Raw genomic sequence first — 21,969 nt, 5'->3', positions numbered from 1 at the left:
CAATGAAAAGGCGGCAATGGAAGACGCATCAGCAGCCTTCGAGCGGATTCTCGTTATGGGCAACGGGGGAACGGGCAAGGCATGGCTTGCCCGTCGCCTGCGCACGCGACTTTGCCATACAGTTATTCATCTTGATGACATGCACTGGGAGCGCAGAACGCATTTTTTGTTGAACTTTACGAAGAACTTCGTATCTTGAGGAAGAAATTGCTTTCAAGGGCGTCAGGTATCGCGTCATCAGGGCACTGAAGGAAGGTACTTATCAGCACGCAGCACGTGGGAACATCGAGGACAAGAATGCCTTGATGACTGGGGATATTTCCCCCGAGCAACTGATAACGATCATCGACAGATGCAATGGCACGCATCATGCGAGTTCTGAACACCATGAATTCGAGGGCATTGAAGTCCACATCCTCAAGCGAGATGGATGGTACATAAGTTCTATTTCGTTGACCCGGATACGGTCTTCATAAGTGTACATCCATCAAAGTAGGCGAACATGAAAATCTGGTATGCTGGAGATAAGAGCAAGGCGCTCTGCGAGAAGTGCCGGAAAGTCGTTACGACGACCTTCGACTACCACGATGTGCCTTTCGAGAGTGGGATCGGCGTGGCGAAGCAGATCATGGCGGCTACCTGCGACGAGTGTGGTACTGTTGTGGCTATCCCGCCGCAGTCGACGCCAGCAATCCGGGTTGCTCGCGAGATTGCCTGTAGGCCCCTGGAAGTGGTTATGGCTGCGCCGTTTATGGATATGTTGGACCTAGCGTCCTATCGGATTGATCCTTCAGCTGGCGTGATCCTGCGAAAATCGCTGATAGCGTACTTCGTGCACAGGTCTGTAAACGATGATTCCTTGGTCGAGCGGCTTCGCAGAAACGCGGAGGTTCATCGAGCGAAGTGGAAAAGCTGGCACGATGCCCCGTCAAAACGGCTTTCGATGAAGGTAACCCCGCGCGTTGGCGACGAGTTTGACGAACTCGTCAAGAAAAGTGCGTTGAATAAGACAACGTTGGTCAAGTCCATCGTGATGGATATTGGCTCGGAGATTGTTGAACCTGAAGAGCCGCGGATGATGCCTGAGTTGCGCAGGATGGCTGCGGCGCTTGCTGCCTAGTGGCAAGCCCCCTGATTTTCCTCCGATCGACTCCTGAGAGAATTCCAGCAAGGACCTGGGTCATGTTCAGGATGATACGAATACAGCTCTGATCTCCCGCGGCCGTGTTGGGCTGCCGATCGGCTGTGTCTGCCGTCGACTTCCGGAGCCGGAACATAACCCTTAACGCCATCGCTATCGCCGCCATTGCCCCATCGCTCCCACGCTGAGGGGTTGACCATCAGCGCGCGGGCGAAGGCTTTATCGGCTGGCGATTGCGTACGTCACAATGACCGCGAGCAGCGTCACGAGGGCGCTCCCATAGCGCCGTAGCGAGCGGGCAAGGCGGGCGTCCGAGCGACGACGGTGCGTACTCTCCCCGCAGATAGGAGAGGCCTCTTTACTATAGCGCTTGTGCAGCGCGTTCCGAGACCCTTTCCTATCTGCGTAGTCGGCTAACCCCATGCTGGAGCCAGCAGCGGGAATATCGGCAAACGTCGCCGGCGAGATATCCAGGCGGCGGGCCACGTCCTCCAGGTTGATCTCCGGATCGGCCAGGAGCGCACCGCCTGCTTTCAGATCGGCTGGCTTCAATTTTGGCGGCCAACCGCCCCGGCGGCCCGGGTCGATGATGACCTTCCCGCGCTCATTGTCGTAGCCATTCGTGGCGTTATTCTACAACTCCAAAGATCGGACCGAACCCGCCATGCCAGGATCTGTCATTGCGGCCCATCTTCGGATTGTAAATCCCCACACCTCGTCCGCCGTCGAGAAACAATGCATTGGGGCATTTCAAATGGTCGCGGAACAGGCGCGCAAAATCGTGGAAATTCACCATGTCGTCGCTTGCGGCAAGGCGAACTGTGCCACCGCCACAGACTCCCACGCCGCTCCGACGGGTTCGGTCTGTCGACCCTAAAATAAAGGCCGGGTGCAGCTTGTTCTGAATGACAAGCATTGGACCAGACTGGGTCGCGAACCGCACCTTGGGCCGACGTTTCAAAAATTGATCTGTCGGGAGTATTCCAGCGCTTGTGTCGTCAAAAAAGAACACGCCGTTCGGCTTCTTATAGAAATTTGGCAGCAGACCGGCCGAGCCTTCACCTCCGGCCGTGTTGGCGGGTCGTAGTTCTCGGCCGGCCTCGACATAAAGGCCCATCGGAGAAAAATCGGCGCGGTACATCCCTGCGTTCATCGCGAATGTCAGCGCTCGTCCCGCTTTCCCCACGGCTTCGGCGACGCTCGAGAAATGACGGTAAGGCTCGCCATCCACGCCCTTCCAGAACAATCGCAGGTCAGCTTTCCCCGGTTCCAGGGTGCAGACAATGTATCGCACCTCCTCGAACGTTTCTTGCTCACAATCTTTGGCAAAAGCCGGCGGCAAGGACGTTATCAATGCAGCCAGCATCACGGCTGCGATAAGCACACCATTTTTCAGATACGTCATCGCGGCCGATACACCTTATTCAAGTCTTAATGGACCCATCTCGTTTGTGATTACATGATGCGGCTAAATTCGAATGTGACGGCCGAGAAACCGGTGGTCACTATGGGGAATTCCAGCAGTTCGAGGAAGACAGTTTCGAGTTTATTATTGACGGCGGTATGGAGCAGCACGTTCTCGGCTTCTCGAAGCGTATTCGCGGTGGTTTAGGCCATTGTAACATCAGGAATTCAGGCTGGACGGTCGCTTGGCACCGCTGATGTCATCGGCTCTCGCCTGCTAACGCCGCAACGGTCCAGAGGAGTGTCGAAAGGTGCCCGCCAAAGCCGGTCCGGGCAGTGGTTTCGTTGACATGATGCGGTCTGCGGGATGTAGTGGAAGGCAGCATGGAACCGGTTCATCCGACCGCGGTTAATCCGAAAAGGAGGCTTTGATCATGGTGCCAAATGAAATGGACGTTGTACTCGCCACTCTTCCGCTGCGCATCGGCACGTATGTACCGGACGATCTGCTTGAGGACTGGTTTGCCCCTGATACAGGGATGAATCCGGTCAGCGATCAATGCCTGAAGGCTGCCAAAGCTTACGGACGGAAGTTTGAGTGCGAGTTCAAGTATTATACGGATCGCCAGGAAGGAGTCTTTTGGAAATTCGTCCCTGCTCTGTGACCCCGATTCGCGTAGGTCATAATTGGAACGGCCGGCGCCGAGAGCGAGAGCTGCGGCGCCGGGTCCAGACCGCAAATCTCGTTTAGTCGGGGACGACGACGAGCTTTCCGATGAAGTTCTTGGCCATGAAGTCCGTCTGAGCCCGATGGAAATCCGATAGCGGATAGACGCCGCCGACCAGGGGCCGGATTTTCTTGTCCTCGATATAGCGGACGAGCCGACGGAAGTCGGCGCGCGTACCCTGGCTCGATCCATGCAACTCCAGTTGCTTCAGGTACATTGTCCGCAAGTCGAGCTGAACCACCGGCCCGCCGATCGCACCGGCCGTCGTATAGCGGCCTTCGGGGCGCAGGATCTTCAAAAGATCGTTGAACATCGATCCGGCGACGAGATCGGCCACGACGTCGATCGGCCGGCCGGCTGATGCCCGATCGACGGCTTCGACGAGATCATCGCCGCCGCGTGTGACGACCGCTTCTGCGCCGATGTCCAGCACAGCCTGCTCCTTGCCAGGACCAGCTATCGCAATCGGGATTGCGCCGCGCGCTCTTGCGAGCTGGATGATCGCCGATCCGACACCGCCCGATGCCCCCGTCACCAGCACGTGTTCGCCCGCAGCAAGCCGCGCCCGCTCAAGCATCCGTTCTCCGGTCAGGTAGGCACAGCAGAAGGTTGCAAGTTCGACGTCGGTGAGATCGGTATCGACGATATGGGCGTTTTGCGCAGGCAGCGCCATGTATTGGGCATAACCGCCATCCCGGCCGTGACCCATATAGTCGATGTCGGCAAGGCTGTCGTCTTCGCGATTATAGATCGAGAAATCGACCATTACACGCTCGCCGATCCGTTTTGCGTCGATGCCGGCGCCAACCGCGACGATATGGCCGACAGCATCCGTCCCCTGGATGCGCGGGAACGTCAGCGTATTGCCCTTCCTGCGCCACGTGGAGACGGCCGACGGGTCGTCTTCGGTGCCGTAGGCGCCCTGGCGGACCCAGACGTCGGTGTTGTTCATGCCGCAGGCCGTGACCTTGATGAGCACTTCGCCTGCGCCCGGCATCGGGACAGGAGCGGATTCGTTATAGACCAGCTTGTCGAGCCCGCCATGACCGACGAGTTGTACGGCTGCCATCGTCTTCGGAACAACGGTCATCTCACACTCCTTCAGATGGATTTGAAGACGCTGTCGATGGCTTCGGCCGCAGCTTTGACCACAGTATCGGCCTCGCCCCGGGTCAAACAAAGCGGCGGCGCAAAACCGAGGATGTCGCCCTGCGGCATGGCGCGGCCGATGACGCCGCGCTCCAGCAGTGCAGCGGCCACCTGCGGACCGATTTTTTGCGAGGGGTCGAAGAATTTGCGATCGTCCCGATCTGCAACAAACTCAACAGCCGCCATCAACCCGTCTCCACGCACCTCACCAACGTTCTTGTGACCGCCGACGGCCTTTGCCAGTTCCGAGCGGAAATAGGCGCCGGTCTCGCCGGCATTCCTCACGAGATCGAGCTCATCGATCAGTTCCAGGTTGGCAATCCCAGCGGCGGCGCAGATCGGATGTGCGGAGTAGGTCCAGCCATGACCAATCGCCCCCATCTGATCGGAGCCCTGGACGAGCACCTGCCAGACCTTGTCGGAAACGATCGTACCGGAAAGCGGCGCATAGGCCGAGGTGAGGCCCTTGGCGATGGTGATCAGGTCCGGCTTCATGCCGTAGTGGTCCGAGCCGAACATCGTGCCCAAGCGGCCGAAACCGGTCACCACCTCATCTGCAGCCAGCAGGATATCGTACTTTTCCAGCACGGCCTGGATCTTCTGCCAATATCCGGCGGGCGGCGGAACGATACCGCCTGTCCCGAGGATTGGTTCGCCGATAAAGGCGGCAATTGTTTCGGGACCTTCGGCAAGGATCATCTCCTCCAGCTTGTCGGCGCAAAATTGCGAAAACTGCTCCTCGTCCATCGAGCGGTCGGGCCGGCGGAAATAATAAGGAGCTTCCGTGTGGAGAATGGGCGCGCGCGGCAGGTCAAAAGCCTTGTGGAAAAGTTCGAGCCCCGTTAGCGATCCTGTCATGACACCCGAGCCGTGATAACCGCGCCAGCGCGAGATGATCTTCTTCTTGTCCGGACGGCCGAGGATGTTGTTGTAATACCAGATGAGCTTGATGTTCGTCTCGTTCGCATCGGACCCGGAAAGGCCGAAGTAGACGCGGCTCATGCCTTCTGGCGCGCGGTCGATGATCATCTTCGACAGCCTGATCGATGCTTCCGTGCCATGGCCGACATAGGCGTGATAGTAGGCAAGGCTCTTTGCCTGTTCGGCGATCGCATCGGCGATTTTCTGCCGGCCGTAGCCGACATTGACGCAGTAAAGTCCGGCAAAGGCATCGAGACTGGAGCGGCCGCTCGTATCGGTGATGTAGACGCCTTCACCGTTGCCGATCACCCGCGTCGGCGTCTCGCCACGTGCGTGCATGCCCATATGAGTGGAGGGATGGAAGAAATGATCCCGGTCCCAGGCGTTGAGTTCGTTGCTTCGTTCCAGCATGGCATTATCCTTGATGTTAAACGGAAGGGCCTCAGGCGGCCGTGTCGATGCAGAGATATTTGAGCTCGGTGAAAGCTTCGATGCCGTGCCTCGAGCCCTCGCGCCCAAGTCCGGATTGTTTCCAGCCGCCGAAAGGAATGGGACCGCCGGTGATCTTCACCCGGTTGATCGCCACCATGCCGTATTCGAGCGCACGTCCAAGGCGCATTTGCCGGGCGCCATTGTCCGTGACGACATAGGCGACGAGACCGTATTCGGTGGCGTTCGCCTTAGCGATCACTTCGTCTTCCGTGTCGAAGACGCTGATGCCTGCCACGGGGCCAAAAGTTTCCTCGCGCATGATGAGAGCATCGGCAGGAACGTCTGTCAGCAGCGTCGGTTCGAAGAACAGTTGGCCGGCGACGTGACGTTTACCGCCGGTGACCAGTTTGGCTCCGCGCTTCAGTGCATCGCAGACCTGTTCCTCGACCTTGACGATGGCACGTTCGTGCATCAGCGGGCCGATATCGGCATTCGCCGAAAGGCCGTTTGCCACTTTCAATGCCTTGATGTGGCGTGCGAATGCCTCAGCGAAGCGATCGGCAATTGAGCGGTGCACGAAGATGCGGTTGGCGGCCAGGCAATCCTGGCCCGACGTGGCGAACTTGGCGTCGATGGCAATTCTGGCCGCACGCTCGATGTCGGCATCGTCGAATATGATCAGTGGTGCATGTCCGCCAAGCTCCATCACCAGTCTTTTCATGCTTGACGCGCATTGAGCGGCAATGAGCTTGCCGATCCCGGTCGAGCCGGTGAAGCTCATCGCCCTGATGCGCTCGTCCTCGCACATGCGGCCGACGATGGTTGCCGCATCACCGGTGACAACATTGAATACGCCCGCCGGAATCCCGGCGCGCTCGCCGAGCTCGGCAAGTGCGAGTGCTGAAAGCGGGGTCTCGGATGAAGGATGGGCAACGACGGTGCAGCCCGCAGCAATTGCTGCCGCAGCCTTGCGCGTGATCATGGCGGACGGAAAGTTCCACGGCGTGACGATACCGACGACACCGAGCGCCTCGCGGCGGACGATCATCTCGGCATCCAAAAGGTGGCTGGTGACGTTTTCGGCATTCAGCCGCTTGCCTTCCTCACTGTACCATTCGACGAAAGAGGCGGCATAATCGATCTCGCCCAAGGATTCCGAAAGCGGCTTGCCCTGCTCGAGCGTCATGATCAAGGCGAGATCTTCCTTTGATGCCAGGATCAGATCGAACCAGTTGCGCAGGATTTTTGCCCGGTGCTGCGGCAGCATGGCGCGCCAGGCCGGCATTGCCCGCGCCGCCGCGTCGATCGCCGTTACCGTCTCGTCCGCGCCAAGACTCGCTACCCAGGCAACTGTTGTTCGGGAAGCAGGATCGGTGACTTCGAAGCTTTTGCCGGCGTCGCCCGCCGACCAGCGTCCGCCGATATAGGCGAGATCACGCAGGAGATGCCTGTCCTTGAGGCGTGAAAGCGCATTGTGGAAATCGGGGCGGGCAAAAACCGCGGTCATGATTTATCTCCTCATTGCCGACGGGCAAGTCTCCCACAGGCGGAGGCGAGAAATTGTCCATTGCCGGTGGCCAGAAGAGAGAGATTGACTAAGGCTCCGGCGTGCCGCGGCTGATCTGTCTACGCGCCGGTTTGCGCATGACAATCCGAGATGGCGCAGCGCCATCCGCTATGATGGGCTGAAGGACAGTGATATACACCACTTCAAGGGAGAACGGGTATCAAGCAGACGCCATTTTAAAGGCCGCCTGCAGCGGTCTTTGCTCTTTGGCGCTGAAATTGGATGGTCGACGGACCTCACTACCGAGGCCGGGCCAGTCCCAGACGCCGTGGGCTGCCAGAGATTAACCCTCGCTTATCGTCACCATTTTAGATGAGTACCGGCAGCCCACTACGCCGGTGCGCGCGGCAGGCTGCCGTATGCCGGCGATGGCGCGGTTGAGCCGCCGCACATCACCGACGTCTGCGATCAGCGAAGGCCGAAGAAACTCAAAATCGCGATTACGATGACGACGGCGCCGACAAGCCAAATGAGATTATTCATGGAAATCCCCTATTGAGTTGAGTAAACACTTGCTTGTCCGTTCTTAACACCTGCACAGGCTTACGGTTCCATCCCCTCGATCCCTTCGCCCGTGGCTCAAGGACAATGCTCGCTCGCGCCGACCGATTACCAGGCATGAGGCGCCGACCACTTTATCGGCTTTCATTGCGTCGCAGATAATCGAGAGCGCTTCCGATCCAAGCGGATCTGGTTGGCTGACATCCAGCCGATACGGATGGCCGTCTATCCATGATTGTTCACGGTCGACCAATCAAAGAGCCAACGGGAAGCACCGTCTCGTCCTTGACCGTCTTCGTGACAATATAGGTGAAATAGCGCTCGATGCCGAGTTCACGGTCAAGCAGGTCATCGATCAGCCGCTGGTAGGCGTCTATATCGGGTGCTGCAATCTTCAAGAAATAGTCGATCCCGCCGCCGACCGACCAGCAGCCGATGACTTCAGGAATGGTCGCAATCACGCGTTCGAAGCGCTCGAAGTCGCTCTGGCGATGATTGGCAAGCGTCACTTCCACCATGACGCTCGCAACCGGGGCGATCCGGCGAAGCGCGACGCGAGCATGGTAGCCGGTAACGATGCCTGCCTTTTCCAGTTTTCTAAGCCGCATCCAGCAAGGTGTCGGCGAGAGGCCGGCCTTTTCGGCAAGCGCCAGCTTGGTGATGCGTCCGTCACGCTGAATGGCGTCGAGGATACGCAGATCGATGGCGTCGAGTTTCATGGCATTCCCGGCTGCGCAAATCATTCCAAAGGTGAGGAAAAGACAATGGGAGCGCATTTTGCCATTGTCAATTGAACTGATTTTCAGCAGTGTTTAAATCATGACAAATTGGCGCCCCGATCCCTCCCAGCTTCGCCGGCCGGCTTATCTTTCGCTTGCCGAGCAGATCGCCCGTGCGATTGCCGACGGGAAGCTTTCGGACGGTGACCGGCTGCCGCCGCACCGAAAGATGGCCGATGACCTGCACCTTTCCGTGCAGACGGTGAGCCGGGCCTACGACGAATTGATCCGACGCGGCCTGATAGCGGGGGAGATCGGCCGCGGCAGCTTCGTGCAGACGCAGCCGCGCGAGCCCGAACCGCCCTACCTGCCCGAGCGGCTCGGCGAGGTGATCGACCTTTCGATCCTCAAGCCGGTCTGCGAGCAGGTCCATCTTGAAAAAATGCGCCAAGCCTTCGCGTGGCTTTCGGAGAATCTTCCATCAAGTTCGGCCCTGTCTTTCAGACCGAACATGGTCTTTCCGCGTCACCGCGCCATTGCGGCTGACTGGCTGTCGCGCTGCGGCCTGGACGTCTCTCCGCTAAATATCTGCCTTACGAATGGTGCGACCTCCGGCATGACCGTCGCGCTGATGAGCGTTGCCCCGCCTGGCTCCACCGTTGCGACCGAAGCAATCAGCCACCATACGCTCGTGCCGCTCTCCACCTATCTCGGCCTTCATCTGGAAGGTTTGGCGATCGACGAGGAGGGCATGATCCCCGAAGCGCTCGACGAGGCTTGCCGCAAGGGCCCGATCCGGGCGGTCTTTCTGCAGCCGTCCGTCATCAACCCGATGGCGGCGCTGATGAGCGCCAAGCGCCGGCAGCAGCTTGCCGATGTCGCCGCGCGCCACGATATCGCGATCATCGAAAACGACATCCTGGGTCCGCTGGTGGAGGATCGCGCGCCGCCGATTGCCGCTTTTGCGCCGGAGCGCACGCTCTATGTCACGAGCTTCACGAAGATCACCGTACCGGGCTTGCGCATCGGCTATCTCGCAGCGCCTGACCGCTACGTCGCCGCCGTTGCCAACCGCCATCTCGTTTCGAGCTGGATGGCGACGCCGGCGATTGCCGAAATCGCCACCCGCTGGGTAAGCGACGGCACGGCTCTGGAACTTGTCAGGTGGCAGCGCGAGGCGCTGAAGAGCCGGCATGCGATCGCCGCAGAGACGCTGACGGGCCTTGCCTATCGCGCCCATCCCCAAAGCCTACACGTCTGGCTGCCGCTTTCGGGCGCGCACCAGGAGGATTCCTTCGTGTCGCAGGCCCGCCTGCGTGGCGTTGCGATTGCGCCCGGCACCTCTTTCAGGACCGCCGACCAGGGGTGGACGCCCGCCGTGCGCATCTCACTCGGCTCGACCACGGAAAACGAATTGCGCACCGGCCTTGGGATTGTCGCATCTCTGGCGCAAGGAAATCCCGAGGCGCTGCTGCTTGCGATTTGACGCGACTGCTCGCGAAATGAGCAGCGTCAGAATAATTGTCATGATATTATTTTGCGAATTGACATGATTTGGATCGGCCGTCATCGTTAGTGCATTGCCTGTCTCAACAGGGAGAGATGAATGACGGCGCCGATCATCCGCATCGACAACATCGTCAAGAAGTACGGGCCACTGACCGTGCTCGACGGTTTGTCGATGAATGTCATGCCGGGCGAGAAGCTGGCTCTGATCGGGCCGTCCGGATCGGGAAAGACGACCATCCTTCGCATCCTGATGACGCTTGAATCGATCAGCGGCGGTCATATCGAGGTCGACGGCGAGCAGCTCTATCACATGCCGCGCGGCAAGGAGCTTGTCCCGGCAGACGAGCGCCACCTGCATCGCATGCGTGAGAAGATCGGCATGGTCTTCCAGCACTTCAATCTGTTTCCCCACAAATGTGTCCTCGACAACGTGACGCTTGCGCCGATGCTGACGAAAGGCATCAAGCGCGCGGATGCGCAAAAGCGTGCGATGGAGCTCCTGGACATGGTCGGCATGGCTGACAAGGCCAAGAGCGTTCCTGCCCAATTGTCCGGCGGCCAGAAGCAGCGTGTCGCAATCGCCAGAGCGCTTGCGCTGTCACCGAAGATCATGCTCTTCGACGAGGTGACATCGGCGCTTGATCCCGAACTCGTCGAGGAGGTCTTGAGCGTCATGAAGCACCTCGCGTCGGAATCCGACATGACGATGCTGCTCGTCACGCACGAAATGGGCTTCGCCCACGATTTTGCCGATCGCGTGCTCTTTTTCGACCGCGGCAAGATCGTCGAGGAAGGCAGTCCCAACGACATTTTCCGCAATCCGACGCAGGAGCGGACGCAAACCTTCCTGCGCAAGATCATCGCGGCCGGACATCGCATCTGACCGCTATGCAGCCTCAAGCAATAATCCAAGGAAAACCAGGAGCAGGGAACATGAAAAAGACAATTCTTCTCGGTGCAGCCGCATTGTCCGCACTTCTTTCGGCAGCGATTGCGCCAGCACAGGCCGTCGATCTCGAAGAGCTGAAAGAGCAGGGCTTTGCCCGCATCGCCATCGCAAACGAGCCGCCATTCACGTCGGTCGGCGCGGACGGAAAGGTGTCGGGCGCAGCGCCTGACGTTGCACGGGTGATCTTCGAGCGTCTCGGCGTCAAGGAAGTTGTCGCCTCGATCTCCGAATATGGCGCGATGATCCCGGGCCTGCAGGCCGGCCGCCACGATGCGATCACCGCCGGCCTCTTCATGAAGCCCGAGCGTTGTGCTGCCGTCGCCTATTCGGAGCCGATGCTCTGCGACGCGGAAGCCTTCGCCGTCAAGAAGGGCAACCCGCTGAAGCTCAAGAGCTATAAGGATATCGCCGACAATGCGGATGCCAAGATCGGCGCACCCGGCGGCGGCACGGAAGAAAAGCTCGCGCTTGAGGCCGGCGTGCCGCGCGATCGCGTCATCGTCGTTCCGGACGGCCAGAGCGGCATCAAGATGCTGCAGGATGGCCGCATCGACGCCTACTCCCTGCCGGTTTTGTCGATCCACGATCTGATGGCAAAGGCCAATGATGCGAACCTTGAGACGGTTGCACCGGTCGTGGGCGCCCCCGTCTATTGCGATGGTGCGGCCTTCCGCAAGCAGGACGTTGCCCTTCGCGACGCATATGACGTCGAGCTCAAGAAGATGAAGGAATCCGGCGAGTTCGCAAAGATCATCGAGCCCTACGGCTTCTCGGCCGCAGCCGCAATGTCGACCAGCCGCGAAAAGCTCTGCGCAGCAAAGTAAGCCTGCGGACGTCCGGCTCCGCCAACGAGCGGAGCCGGTTTCTAAATCTCCTGAAAGGGACCCGTCCAGATGTCGGTATGGTCCGGCTACCTCACATTGATCCTGGAAGGTGCGCTCGTCACCATCAAGCTCACGCTCATGGGATCGGCATTGGCGCTTGTCATGGCATTCGTGGCTGGGCTTGCGCGGCTTTCGCGCTTCTTCGCCGTGCGGGCGCTTGCAACAGCCTATATCGAGTTCTTTCGCGGCACCTCGATCTTCGTGCAGCTCTTCTGGGTCTATTTCGTGCTGCCCTTTGCCGGGCTCACCCTGACACCGCTCCAGGCAGGCGTTCTTGCTCTCGGACTGAATGTCGGCGCCTATGCGGCAGAAGTCGTTCGCGGTGCCGTCAAGGCGATCGGGCGCGAACAGAGCGAAGCCTGCATCGCGCTCAACCTGTCGCGCTACCAGCGCATGCGCTACATCATCCTGCCGCAGGCGCTGCCCTTGATGCTGCCGACCTTCTGCAACAATGCGATCGAACTTCTGAAAGGGACCGCCGTCGTCTCGCTGATCTCGCTGACGGATCTGACCTTCCAGGCGCAGGTCGTGCGGGCACAGACGGGCAATACGCTGATACCGTTTGCGACCATTCTCGTTCTTTACTTCCTGATGGCCTGGGCAATTTCGACTGCGATGCGCTGGCTCGAGCGGCGCATGACCCGCGGTCTCGACGGAATGAGGGTCTAGATCGATGGAATGGGACTGGGATTTCGTCTGGCAGATCATGCCGACGCTCATCGAAGGCTTCAAGATCACCATCCTTGCGACGGTACTCGGTGCGGTGGTTGCGGCCATCCTGGGCCTTGCGATCGCGCTTGTGCGGCGTTCGCCGATCACCGCGGTATCGCGCGGCGTCGGCTTTTTCTCCGAATTCATCCGCGGCACGCCGCTTTTGGTGCAGCTCTATTTCATCTTCTACGTGCTGCCGGATATCGGCATCAGACTTGCGCCACTCGTCGCCGGTGTCATCGGCCTCGGCCTCCACTATGCGACCTATACCGCCGAAGTCTACCGCGCCGGCATCGAGAATGTGCCGCGAGGGCAGTGGGAAGCGGCAAAGGCGACGAACCTCACCACGCGCCAGGCATGGATCCATGTCATCCTGCCGCAGGCGATCCCTCCGATGATCCCGGCGCTCGCCAATTATTTCATCGCGATGTTCAAGGAGACGCCGCTGCTTTCGGCAATCACGGTGCTCGAACTGATGAACCAGGCCAAGAGCATCGCCAACAGCAACTACCGCTATATCGAGCCGATGACGCTGGTCGGTATCTTTTTCCTGGCGATCAGCCTGATCTCGGTGATCGGCCTGCGCTGGCTCGAAGAGCGCTACGCTCGGACGGAAGACTGAGATGACGGCAACGATCGATATCCTGACGGCGAGCCGCCGTCCGCGGCTGGACGAGCGCCCTCTGGAAAAACGCGTGGGCCTTGTGATCCTTGCAACCGACCATACGACGGAAGTCGACTTCCAGCGAATGGTCGCGAGCAATCGCATCGGCGTCTATGTGAGCCGCATCCGTTACGCCAATCCGACGACGCCGGAAAACCTCCTGAAAATGCAGCCTTCGCTGACGTCAGGAGCAGGTCTCATCCTGCCCGGCGAACCGCTCGATGCGATCATCTATTCATGCACGTCGGCATCGGTCGTCATCGGTGATGCCAAGGTCGAGGCTGCAATCGCCGCTGCAAAGCCCGGCGTGCCGGTCGTCACGCCGACGGCGGCTGCGGTCGACGCCCTGCGCGCCTTCGGCGCAAAAAGAATATCGGTCCTGACGCCCTACACCGTCGAAACAAGCAGGCCGATGGCGGATTATTTTGCACATCTCGGTTTCGAAATAGACCGATTCACCTGCCTTGGATTCACCGACGACCGCGAGATGGCGCGGATTGCGCCGGACGAGATCGCAGCGCTTGCGCTTGACGCCACTGCGCCAGGCTCCGATGCCCTCTTCATCTCCTGTACGGCGCTGCGTGCCGCCCAGGTCGCAGGCAGGATCGAACGGATGATCGGCAAGCCGGTAGTCAGCAGCAATCTTGCGACTGCCTGGGCCTGCCTGAGGCTTTGCGGCGAGGATCAAGCGCGGCCGGAAGTCGCCCGTCTCATGACGATGCCTTATCCGGAAAATTGATGTCATGACCACTTCTTTGCCAGTCAGCCTAAGGGACATCATTCTTGCGTCCGAGCGCATCTCCAGCCGGGTCCGGAAAACCCCGATCATAAGGTCGGACGCGCTCAGCGAACGTGTGGGCACAGCTGTCTACCTGAAGCTCGAACACCAGCAGATTACCGGCAGTTTCAAGCTGCGCGGCGCCACCAATGCCGTGCTCTCGCTTAAGGCAGAGGAGAAGGCGCGCGGCGTCGTTGCCGCCTCGACCGGCAATCACGGGCGCGCGCTTGCCTATGCCGCGAAGGCGGCGGGTTCTAGGGCGACCATCTGCATGTCGCGGCTGGTTCCCGAAAACAAAGTGGCCGAGATCCGCCGGCTCGGCGCAAATGTCCGGATCATCGGGCGCTCCCAAGACGACGCCCAGTTGGAGGTCGACCGTCTTGTACAAGACGACGGGCTGGTCGCGGTCCCACCCTTTGATGACGCCAGGGTGATTGCGGGGCAGGGGTCACTCGGGCTGGAAGTCTTCAAGGATTGCCCCGAGGCCGCAACGGTCCTCGTGCCGCTGTCCGGCGGCGGCCTCGCGTCTGGTGTCGCAGCCGCGCTGAAAGCGATCAATCCGGACGTTCGCATCATCGGCCTCACCATGGAGCGGGGTGCCGCCATGAAGGCAAGCCTTGAGGCAGGGCGCCCGGTGGAGGTCCAGGAAGAGGAGAGCTTTGCCGATTCCCTGGGTGGCGGCATCGGCCTCGATAACCAGCTCACTTTCTCGATGTGCCGCGACCTGCTTGATGACGTCGTTCTTCTGAGCGAGCCGGAGATCGCCGCGGGCATGCGTCATGCCTATTCAATGGAACGCGAGGTGATCGAGGGAGCGGGTGCTGTCGGGGTTGCGGCGCTGCTTGCCCGCAAGATCGAGATCACCGGGCCGGTGGTTGCGATCCTGTCAGGCCGCAATGTCGACATGGAGCAGCATCGAAGTGTGATCAACGGCGCGACCGCGCCTATCAGAAAGGATGTGGCATGAGCTCCATGGTCATTCTGACGGAAGCAGATCTTCGGAAGGTCATCGGCCTCGATCTTGACGCGGTCGCCTGCGTCGAAGATGCCTTTAAAGCGCTGGCGACGAAAGCTGTCTCCATGCCCCCGATCCTGAGGCTCGACGTTCCGGAACATCGTGGCGAAGTCGATGTGAAGACGGCTTATGTCCCAGGCATCGAAAGCTTCGCCATCAAGATCAGTCCCGGTTTCTTCGACAATCCCAAAATCGGGCTTGCGAGCACGAACGGGATGATGGTGCTGCTTTCCAGCAGAACCGGCCTTGTTCAAGCGCTGCTCCTTGACAACGGCTACCTGACCGACGTCAGAACGGCGGCTGCAGGAGCCGTCGCAGCAAAGCATCTGTCCCGCGCGAACTCGAAGGTCGCGGCGATCTTCGGGGCCGGTATGCAGGCGAAACTGCAGCTTGAGGCGCTGATGCTGGTACGGCCGATCCGCGAGGCGCGGATCTGGGCGCGCGATTTTGCCAAGGCGCAGGGCGTTGCCGCGCAGCTCGCGAAGGCGCTTGGGTTGGCCGTCACCGCGGTGGCAGACCCGAAGAATGCGGTCGCTGGGGCCGACGTCATCGTCACGACCACGCCTTCGCAAACGCCGATCCTGAAAGCCGAATGGTTGGAGGCCGGCCAGCATGTGACGGCCATGGGTTCTGATGCGGAACACAAGAACGAGATTGACCCCGTCGCAATCGCCAAAGCCTGGCTCTATGTCGCCGACAGCCTGAAGCAGACGCGCCGGCTGGGCGAACTTCACCACGCGATCGCAACAGGCACGGTTGCCGCCGACGCGGCATTTCCGGAGCTCGGACAGATCGTAGCCGGTCAACGTCAGGGCCGTTCGGACGCCACGCAAATCACGATCGCAGACCTGACCGGCACCGGCATACAGGACACCGCTATCGCCACGCTTGCCTTTGCGCGAGCCAACGCTGCCAACGCCGGAACCATATTCGAAAGCTGACCGGTGCGGCACCGGACAAGGGAGAAAAGACCATGAGTGAGCCTAAACTCAAATTTTCGCGCGAGGAATACGGCGCCCGCCTCGACAAGACCCGAAAGGCGATGGAAGCCAAGGGCATCGAATTGTTGATCGTCAGCGATCCATCGAACATGGCCTGGCTGACCGGCTACGACGGCTGGTCCTTCTATGTGCATCAGGCCGTGATCGTGCCGCCGTCCGGCGAACCGATCTGGTTCGGCCGCGGGCAGGACGCCAATGGCGCGAAGCTCACCGCCTACCTGAAACACGAAAACATCATCGGCTATCCCGATCACTACGTGCAGTCGACCGAGCGGCACCCGATGGATTACCTCTCCGGCATTTTGACGGACCGCGGCCTCAGTAAGATTTCGATCGGCGTCGAGATGGACAATTACTGGTTTTCGGCGGCAGCCTTCGCTTCGCTGCAAAAGCATCTGCCGAATGCCCGTTTCGTCGACGCCACCGCGCTCGTCAACTGGCAGCGTGCCGTCAAGAGCGAGACGGAAGTCAAATATATGCGCAATGCCGCGCGCATTGTCGAAGCCATGCATCAGCGCATCTTCGACAAGATCGAGGTCGGCATGCGCAAATGCGATCTCGTCGCGGAGATCTATGATGCAGGGACAAGAGGCGTCGACGGGATCGGTGGGGATTACCCGGCCATCGTGCCTTTGCTGCCGTCGGGCGTGGAGGCCTCTGCCCCGCATCTCACCTGGGATGACCGGCCGTTGAAACGGGGCGAGGGAACCTTCTTCGAGATCGCCGGCTGCTATAATCGCTACCATCTGCCGCTTTCGCGGACCGTCTTCCTCGGCAAGCCGACGCAGGCTTTTCTCGATGCGGAAAAAGCAACGCTCGAAGGCATGGAAGCCGGCCTTGCCGTCGCAAAGCCCGGCAATACCTGCGAAGACATCGCCAATGCCTTCTTTGCGGTCCTGAAAAAATACGGGATCGTGAAGGACAATCGTACCGGTTATCCGATCGGGCTTTCCTATCCGCCGGATTGGGGCGAGCGGACCATGAGCCTGCGTCCCGGCGACAAGACGGAATTGAAACCCGGCATGACCTTCCATTTCATGACAGGTCTGTGGCTCGAAGACATGGGCTTCGAGACGACCGAAAGCATTCTGATCACGAAGACTGGCGTCGAGTGCCTCGCCAACGTGCCGCGAAAGTTGATGGTCAAGGACTGATGGGATGATGAGCGATACAATAATGCGCCCATCGCCGATCAGTGCGACGGTCGATTTCGAGGCGGACGGCGTTCAGCATGGTTTCTTGCGGCTGCCCTACAGCCGCGATGATTCCGCATGGGGATCGGTCATGATCCCGATCACCGTCATTAGAAACGGCCACGGCCAGACCGCTCTTTTGACAGGCGGCAATCACGGCGATGAATATGAAGGGCCGATCGCACTCTTCGATCTTGCCCGCACGCTTCGGGCAGAAGAAGTCAAAGGCCGCGTCATCATCGTGCCCGCCATGAACTATCCGGCGTTCCTGTCGCAGACCAGAACCTCGCCGATCGACAAGGGCAATATGAACCGCAGCTTTCCGGGCAGGCCGGATGGCACGGTCACACAGAAGATCGCCGATTATTTCCAGCGGGTCCTTCTGCCGCTTGCCGATATCGTGCTCGACTTCCATTCGGGCGGCAGGACACTCGATTTTCTGCCGTTCTGCGCCGCCCACATTCTTCCAGACAAGAAACAGGAGGCAAAGGGTTTCGAGTTCGTGCAGGCGTTCGGCGCGCCCTACTCGATGAAAATGCTGGAGATCGACGCCGTCGGCATGTACGACACGGCCGCCGAGGAGATGGGCAAGATCTTCATCACCACCGAGCTTGGCGGCGGCGGGACGGCGACGGCGAAAAGCGCGGCCATTGCCAAACGCGGGGTGATGAACGTTCTAACGCATGCCGGCATTGTTGAGGGTGTCGTCGAAGAGCAGCCCACCCAGTGGCTCGACATGCCGGATGGAGACTGCTTCCTCTTCGCAGAGGAAGCAGGGCTCGTCGAATTTGCAGTCGACCTCGGCCAGCCCGTGAAAAAGGGTGAGGTTGTGGCACGCATCCATCCGGTCGGAAGAACCGGCAGTCTTCCGGTCGAGCTCTGCTCAAGAATGACCGGCATCCTCGCTGCACGGCATTTTCCGGGACTGATAAAACCTGGCGATTGCGCCGCGGTCCTGGCGGTTTGAACCTGCACAGATGGTTCAAGCGCCGCGCAAAGGCGCGGCGCTGTTGCTGCCTCGTCACGACCGCCGTTCCGGTAAGAGCCGGTCGAGGCGATCTGTGTCTCAGGCGGCCCGCATCAGCATCGAACTTCAGGTCTGCAGGATCGCGTAGAGGACGTTCCTGTTTTCGCCGAACTCCACCTTTGCTTCAAACCGATCCTGATTTGGAAGGCCCCCTATAATCGACCACATCTCCGATTGAGAGCGCCATAGAAGAGCCCAGTTCATGAACGTTTCCATATATCCCTCGACGTGTATGTCGCGCGCGAAGTTGGCGAACAGAAATTGACCGCCGGGCTTGAGCATCTGCAGGCAACGTTCGGTAAGCTTCACTGCCACATTGTGCGCAAGGTAGTCGTAGAGGCCGGCCGCGTAGATAAAGTCAAAACGCCCCAGTTGCTGAGAACGTGACAAGAGCGTGCGTACGGAGCCATTGATGGCCTCGACCGGACTTCCGGCAAAGTCGCGCGCCACTGATCCGACACTGAGCGGGTCTTGGTCGAGCGCCACCCAGCGACTGATCGCGCCGTCCTTCAACGCTTGCGACTGGTCCGCTTCCCTCAGATGTCCAGCGGCGATCGTCAGGATCTCGGTGTCGCCCGGCCGACCAGATGCGATGGCGTCCACCTTTGCGGTCAGAAGGTTCCGCCTTTCGCGCACAGCGACAGATGACGAAGCTTGCTTTGTGTATGCATAAAGATCCCGTCCCAGAGCGGAAGCCTTTTCGATCGCCGGGTTCATGCTCGGATGCTCGTAAATGAAGTCGAGAAGTTGAGCGTCGCCCGAGTAGCCGCGAGGTTTTTCGAAGGACCAGCGGGTCAGGGGATCTTCAAGAAGATAGGCAGCGACGGGATGTTCGCGAGCAATCGGTGTGAGGCGCTGCCAGACGGAGGAAGGCAGCTTTTGCCTCAGGTCACTCAGCCGCGTCGTCAGATCCCGGACGATTTCTGCCGCCGGCAAGCGGTTCTTGAATTGCTGCTCGCTTAAGGCGAGCAAAACGGCCAGTTCTGCACGCCCTTCAATGAAGCGTTCTTGCAGATACCCGCTGTCTGATAATTTTGAACTCCCCGCGATGAGATCAGGGGTGACGAGGCTAACTCCGTCGAGAGCTGTTTGAAATCGGTTCACTTTGTTGTTTCCGTTAATACTAAGCTAACTATAGAAAAAGAAATTGCCTCGCGCTAGAGTTTAATAAATGGCGCAATAGCGGAAAATCGGTAACCCATTGTGACCCGGCAACCTTGTGCCGGCATGGGGCTTAACCAAAACTTCATCGACAATAACTATCGTCGCGACAACCTTGGCCGTGCCATCTGCAATGACCGCAAATTGTTTCGACGACGCGGAAGCGGACGGAAACCTTTCGATGAGTTCGGGTGAACCGTGCATGAGGCACACGCTGGCAGAAGTCGAGACAACGCTCTTTGCGCAGGAAAAGGCTTATCAGTCCTGCGATCTGCGCGCTCTCTATCTCGAACAGGGCGATCAGCGTCGTAGAACGTCGACCCGCGCTGGCCTTTGGTTGGCAGTCACGGTCTATCTGATGTTCTTCGTGACCGACCTGCTTCTTGTTCCCGATGTGGCGATCTTCACCATAATCGCGCGGGTGATCGTCGGGCTCGGAGCCCTGCTCGTGCTTGAAGTTCAACTTCGGCGAGGCGTTCGTACCAACTACCTCGATCTGACATGCGCGGCCGCCTTGGTCCTGGGCTATGCGGGATGGGTCATTCCGACGCTGTTGACGACAAGAGTTGAAAGTCTGTCCTACTATATGGTGTTCGGCGCGATCTTCATGATGGGCGCGAACCTCTTCTTCAGCTTTCGCTTTGCATTATCGGTTATCGCATCCAGCCTGGTGCTGGCGATTTTCCTTGCGTCGCTTGCAGTCTTCAGTCCCGGGCCTTCCTACGATCTCGCTTTCGTGACGTTCTACCTGTCCTGTTTCACATTCACGTCCTATGTGAATTGGAAGCTTAACAAGGAACGCTTCAATGTCTTCCTCAACGCGCATGAGGCGGACCTCCAGCACCAGGAAGCCTCGGAGCGGGGACAAGCACTTCTCAGGCTGTCGAATACCGACCCATTGACCGGACTGGAAAACCGAAGGGCCGTCGACCAAAAGTTGCGTGACTGTTGGGAGAAATGGCAAACGCAGGGGATCGAATTTGCCACGTTTCTGATCGATGTCGATTTCTTCAAAAAGTATAATGACTTCTATGGTCATCAGGAGGGGGACAGATGCCTCATCGCTGTGGCGACGGCTCTTGACGACGCTGTGGCGCCTATAGGGGCGACGATTGGGCGTTACGGCGGCGAGGAGTTCATCGTAATCGCGGCCCTGCGCAACGATGTGGAGGCTGCGGACATCGCTGAAAAACTCCGTCGAACCGTCGAAGACCTTAAAATTGCGCACGGGCAGCGTCTCGACGGGGTGCCGGTGGTGACGGTCAGCGTTGGCGCGGCAGTCACAAGACCAGAATCTGGTTCGAAACTTGAGAAAATCATCAACGAAGCGGATCGCGCTCTTTACTCGGCGAAAGCAAACGGCCGCAATTGCGCAGAACTTTTCGATCCGAACGATCCTCAAAGCGGCGACGAAACGGCGCACATAGCCGCGCTTTTGAAGGTTGCCGTGGCTCAGGAGCTCGTCTCCCTTGTCTATCAGCCGATTCAAGAGGTCGAAAGTGGCAACGTGCATGCGGTCGAGGCTCTCATGCGACTGAGCATGCCTGACGGCACTGCAGCGCCGCCAAGCCTCTTCATTCCGGTAGCCGAGCGATCCGGTGCGATAATGGAACTTGGCTATTGGGCGCTGCGCACCGTTTGCAGGGAACTGCTGGCTGCAAATCATATCGAACTGGTGAGCGTGAATGTTTCGCCGATCCAGTTGAGAGCACCTGGTTTTGCCTCCTGCGTCGCCGCCGTCCTTTCCGAGACCGGCGTGATGGGCGCAAGGATCGCGTTCGAAATAACCGAGGGGCTTGAACTGGAAATGCATTCGGATGTTATCCGTTGCATTAGCGACCTGAAAGCGCTTGGCATCAAGATTTGGCTGGACGACTTTGGGACCGGCTTCGCGGGTCTTTCCTGGCTTCGCCTGATCGACTTCGACACCGTCAAGATCGATCGGTCCTTCCTTCACGACAGCGATACTGCGCGTGGAAGATCTATGCTGCGCGACATAATCCGGCTCATCCGCAATCGTGGGCATCGCATTCTTGTAGAAGGCGTCGAAACGGCGGAACAGCTCGAGCTGATGCGGGAATGCCGAATTGACGATGTTCAGGGATTTTACGTGGGACGACCCGTTCCAGCCTCGGAATTTGCGCGCCGACCCGTGGAGGTGACCACGCCCGATGATGACCTGGCCTACAGCGCGCAAGCCTCCTGATCTGAGATCCTGGGGCTTAAGCTCCAGCGCCTTTCCTTTATGGCGATGAGGTCGATTTCCATGCCGGATGGCAGGGGACCCCTTTCCTGAGCGTGGTTTCAGCAACGCCCCTCGACGATGTCATGCCGGATTCCAGATCGACAGTCGGTGAATTTGACGATGCCGGTCGCGCTGGGGGATGAGGCTGCCAAGCCACGGCGCGTAATAGTGCAGGGCGAACATGCTGATCCCTTCGGCCTGCCGTCTCGCAGCGCCAGTTTCACTCAGATTTCGATTTCATTATTCGTTGAAAACAGCAATCTCGCTGAA

At 59.3% G+C, this 21,969-nt stretch carries 19 protein-coding genes and 2 pseudogenes; 14 read left to right on the top strand and 7 right to left on the bottom strand.

Going from position 1 to position 21,969, the window contains the following annotated elements; translation table 11 throughout:
- Positions 1-16: 16 nt before the first annotated feature.
- Together QA644_RS32325 and QA644_RS32320 are read left to right on the top strand one after the other, a co-directional pair.
- Positions 17-151 (top strand): annotated as a pseudogene (locus tag QA644_RS32325) (AAA family ATPase); the annotation flags it as partial.
- Positions 152-502: 351 nt separating this feature from the next.
- Complete coding sequence (locus tag QA644_RS32320; protein WP_283073106.1) at positions 503-1,120, top strand: hypothetical protein; 618 nt, start codon at positions 503-505, stop codon at positions 1,118-1,120.
- A gap of 649 nt (positions 1,121-1,769) precedes the next feature.
- Here QA644_RS32320 and QA644_RS32315 read toward each other — a convergent pair.
- Positions 1,770-2,546, bottom strand: coding sequence for a phosphodiester glycosidase family protein (locus tag QA644_RS32315; RefSeq protein WP_283073105.1), 777 nt, complete (start codon positions 2,544-2,546; stop codon positions 1,770-1,772).
- Positions 2,547-2,976: 430 nt separating this feature from the next.
- Between QA644_RS32315 and QA644_RS32310 the strand changes: the two genes are divergently transcribed.
- Positions 2,977-3,210: a hypothetical protein gene (locus QA644_RS32310; RefSeq protein WP_167364053.1), complete on the top strand. Its 234-nt coding sequence runs from the start codon at positions 2,977-2,979 to the stop codon at positions 3,208-3,210.
- A gap of 82 nt (positions 3,211-3,292) precedes the next feature.
- Here QA644_RS32310 and QA644_RS32305 read toward each other — a convergent pair whose 3' ends face one another.
- The 5 genes and pseudogenes from QA644_RS32305 to QA644_RS32285 all read right to left on the bottom strand — a co-directional run bounded on the left by QA644_RS32305 (position 3,293) and on the right by QA644_RS32285 (position 8,562).
- Positions 3,293-4,363 carry an alcohol dehydrogenase family protein gene (locus QA644_RS32305; protein ID WP_074072811.1) on the bottom strand — a complete coding sequence of 357 codons (1,071 nt, stop codon included), beginning with the start codon at positions 4,361-4,363 and terminating at the stop codon, positions 3,293-3,295.
- Between the two features lie 11 nt (positions 4,364-4,374).
- Entirely contained in the window at positions 4,375-5,754 is a 1,380-nt protein-coding gene (locus QA644_RS32300) for an aspartate aminotransferase family protein (RefSeq protein ID WP_283073104.1), read from the bottom strand.
- Positions 5,755-5,785: 31 nt separating this feature from the next.
- The gene (locus tag QA644_RS32295; protein ID WP_283073103.1) at positions 5,786-7,282 is read right to left on the bottom strand and encodes an NAD-dependent succinate-semialdehyde dehydrogenase; all 1,497 of its coding nucleotides are present in this window, start codon (positions 7,280-7,282) and stop codon (positions 5,786-5,788) included.
- Positions 7,283-7,905: 623 nt separating this feature from the next.
- A pseudogene (locus QA644_RS32290) lies at positions 7,906-8,075 on the bottom strand (Ku protein); the annotation flags it as partial.
- A 7-nt stretch (positions 8,076-8,082) separates the two neighbouring features.
- Positions 8,083-8,562 carry an Lrp/AsnC family transcriptional regulator gene (locus tag QA644_RS32285; RefSeq protein WP_283073102.1) on the bottom strand — a complete coding sequence of 160 codons (480 nt, stop codon included), beginning with the start codon at positions 8,560-8,562 and terminating at the stop codon, positions 8,083-8,085.
- A gap of 100 nt (positions 8,563-8,662) precedes the next feature.
- On the opposite strand from QA644_RS32285, the gene QA644_RS32280 reads away from it, so the two are divergent.
- From QA644_RS32280 to doeB, 10 genes are all read left to right on the top strand, one after another.
- Positions 8,663-10,048, top strand: a complete 1,386-nt coding sequence (locus QA644_RS32280; protein ID WP_283073101.1) for a PLP-dependent aminotransferase family protein — start codon at positions 8,663-8,665, stop codon at positions 10,046-10,048.
- Between the two features lie 120 nt (positions 10,049-10,168).
- Complete coding sequence (gene ehuA / locus QA644_RS32275) at positions 10,169-10,954, top strand: ectoine/hydroxyectoine ABC transporter ATP-binding protein EhuA (protein ID WP_074072807.1); 786 nt, start codon at positions 10,169-10,171, stop codon at positions 10,952-10,954.
- A 50-nt stretch (positions 10,955-11,004) separates the two neighbouring features.
- Positions 11,005-11,844 (top strand): ectoine/hydroxyectoine ABC transporter substrate-binding protein EhuB, encoded by an 840-nt coding sequence (gene ehuB, locus QA644_RS32270; RefSeq protein WP_074072806.1) that lies wholly within the window; start codon positions 11,005-11,007, stop codon positions 11,842-11,844.
- Positions 11,845-11,913: 69 nt separating this feature from the next.
- A complete protein-coding gene (gene ehuC / locus QA644_RS32265) occupies positions 11,914-12,573 on the top strand; it encodes an ectoine/hydroxyectoine ABC transporter permease subunit EhuC (RefSeq protein ID WP_074072805.1) in 660 nt (219 codons plus the stop codon).
- Positions 12,574-12,577: 4 nt separating this feature from the next.
- Positions 12,578-13,237: an ectoine/hydroxyectoine ABC transporter permease subunit EhuD gene (gene ehuD / locus QA644_RS32260; RefSeq protein WP_074072804.1), complete on the top strand. Its 660-nt coding sequence runs from the start codon at positions 12,578-12,580 to the stop codon at positions 13,235-13,237.
- A 1-nt stretch (position 13,238) separates the two neighbouring features.
- Positions 13,239-14,018: an ectoine utilization protein EutA gene (gene eutA / locus QA644_RS32255; protein WP_283073100.1), complete on the top strand. Its 780-nt coding sequence runs from the start codon at positions 13,239-13,241 to the stop codon at positions 14,016-14,018.
- A gap of 4 nt (positions 14,019-14,022) precedes the next feature.
- Complete coding sequence (eutB, locus tag QA644_RS32250) at positions 14,023-15,024, top strand: hydroxyectoine utilization dehydratase EutB (protein WP_283073099.1); 1,002 nt, start codon at positions 14,023-14,025, stop codon at positions 15,022-15,024.
- Positions 15,021-16,013: an ectoine utilization protein EutC gene (gene eutC, locus QA644_RS32245; protein ID WP_283073098.1), complete on the top strand. Its 993-nt coding sequence runs from the start codon at positions 15,021-15,023 to the stop codon at positions 16,011-16,013. The genes eutB and eutC overlap by 4 nt, the downstream gene beginning before the upstream one ends.
- 32 nt (positions 16,014-16,045) lie before the next feature.
- A complete protein-coding gene (gene doeA, locus QA644_RS32240; protein ID WP_283073097.1) occupies positions 16,046-17,227 on the top strand; it encodes an ectoine hydrolase DoeA in 1,182 nt (393 codons plus the stop codon).
- Positions 17,228-17,234: 7 nt separating this feature from the next.
- On the top strand, positions 17,235-18,233 hold the full coding sequence (doeB, locus tag QA644_RS32235) for a N(2)-acetyl-L-2,4-diaminobutanoate deacetylase DoeB (RefSeq protein ID WP_283073096.1): 999 nt from the start codon (positions 17,235-17,237) through the stop codon (positions 18,231-18,233).
- Between the two features lie 126 nt (positions 18,234-18,359).
- Here doeB and QA644_RS32230 read toward each other — a convergent pair whose 3' ends face one another.
- Entirely contained in the window at positions 18,360-19,397 is a 1,038-nt protein-coding gene (locus QA644_RS32230) for a class I SAM-dependent methyltransferase (RefSeq protein ID WP_283073095.1), read from the bottom strand.
- A 259-nt stretch (positions 19,398-19,656) separates the two neighbouring features.
- Between QA644_RS32230 and QA644_RS32225 the strand changes: the two genes are divergently transcribed.
- Entirely contained in the window at positions 19,657-21,660 is a 2,004-nt protein-coding gene (locus tag QA644_RS32225; RefSeq protein ID WP_283073094.1) for an EAL domain-containing protein, read from the top strand.
- Positions 21,661-21,969 lie beyond the last annotated feature (309 nt).

Source organism: Rhizobium sp. CC1099 (assembly GCF_029714385.1).
Classification (GTDB): Bacteria; Pseudomonadota; Alphaproteobacteria; order Rhizobiales; family Rhizobiaceae; genus Rhizobium.
The sequence above is the reverse complement of the archived record's forward strand: the minus strand, read 5'-3'. Positions and strand labels throughout refer to the sequence as shown.

Bases quoted from the DNA above. Each gene is read 5' to 3' on its own strand.
- ehuA (WP_074072807.1), top strand. From the start codon at position 10,169: ATGACGGCGCCGATCATCCGCATCGACAACATCGTCAAGAAGTACGGG.
- QA644_RS32285 (WP_283073102.1), bottom strand. From the start codon at position 8,562: ATGAAACTCGACGCCATCGATCTGCGTATCCTCGACGCCATTCAGCGT.
- eutA (WP_283073100.1), top strand. From the start codon at position 13,239: ATGACGGCAACGATCGATATCCTGACGGCGAGCCGCCGTCCGCGGCTG.
- eutC (WP_283073098.1), top strand. From the start codon at position 15,021: ATGAGCTCCATGGTCATTCTGACGGAAGCAGATCTTCGGAAGGTCATC.
- ehuC (WP_074072805.1), top strand. From the start codon at position 11,914: ATGTCGGTATGGTCCGGCTACCTCACATTGATCCTGGAAGGTGCGCTC.
- eutB (WP_283073099.1), top strand. From the start codon at position 14,023: ATGACCACTTCTTTGCCAGTCAGCCTAAGGGACATCATTCTTGCGTCC.
- QA644_RS32280 (WP_283073101.1), top strand. From the start codon at position 8,663: ATGACAAATTGGCGCCCCGATCCCTCCCAGCTTCGCCGGCCGGCTTAT.
- QA644_RS32320 (WP_283073106.1), top strand. From the start codon at position 503: ATGAAAATCTGGTATGCTGGAGATAAGAGCAAGGCGCTCTGCGAGAAG.
- ehuB (WP_074072806.1), top strand. From the start codon at position 11,005: ATGAAAAAGACAATTCTTCTCGGTGCAGCCGCATTGTCCGCACTTCTT.
- QA644_RS32315 (WP_283073105.1), bottom strand. From the start codon at position 2,546: ATGACGTATCTGAAAAATGGTGTGCTTATCGCAGCCGTGATGCTGGCT.
- QA644_RS32300 (WP_283073104.1), bottom strand. From the start codon at position 5,754: ATGCTGGAACGAAGCAACGAACTCAACGCCTGGGACCGGGATCATTTC.
- ehuD (WP_074072804.1), top strand. From the start codon at position 12,578: ATGGAATGGGACTGGGATTTCGTCTGGCAGATCATGCCGACGCTCATC.
- doeA (WP_283073097.1), top strand. From the start codon at position 16,046: ATGAGTGAGCCTAAACTCAAATTTTCGCGCGAGGAATACGGCGCCCGC.
- QA644_RS32225 (WP_283073094.1), top strand. From the start codon at position 19,657: ATGAGGCACACGCTGGCAGAAGTCGAGACAACGCTCTTTGCGCAGGAA.
- doeB (WP_283073096.1), top strand. From the start codon at position 17,235: ATGAGCGATACAATAATGCGCCCATCGCCGATCAGTGCGACGGTCGAT.
- QA644_RS32295 (WP_283073103.1), bottom strand. From the start codon at position 7,282: ATGACCGCGGTTTTTGCCCGCCCCGATTTCCACAATGCGCTTTCACGC.
- QA644_RS32305 (WP_074072811.1), bottom strand. From the start codon at position 4,363: ATGACCGTTGTTCCGAAGACGATGGCAGCCGTACAACTCGTCGGTCAT.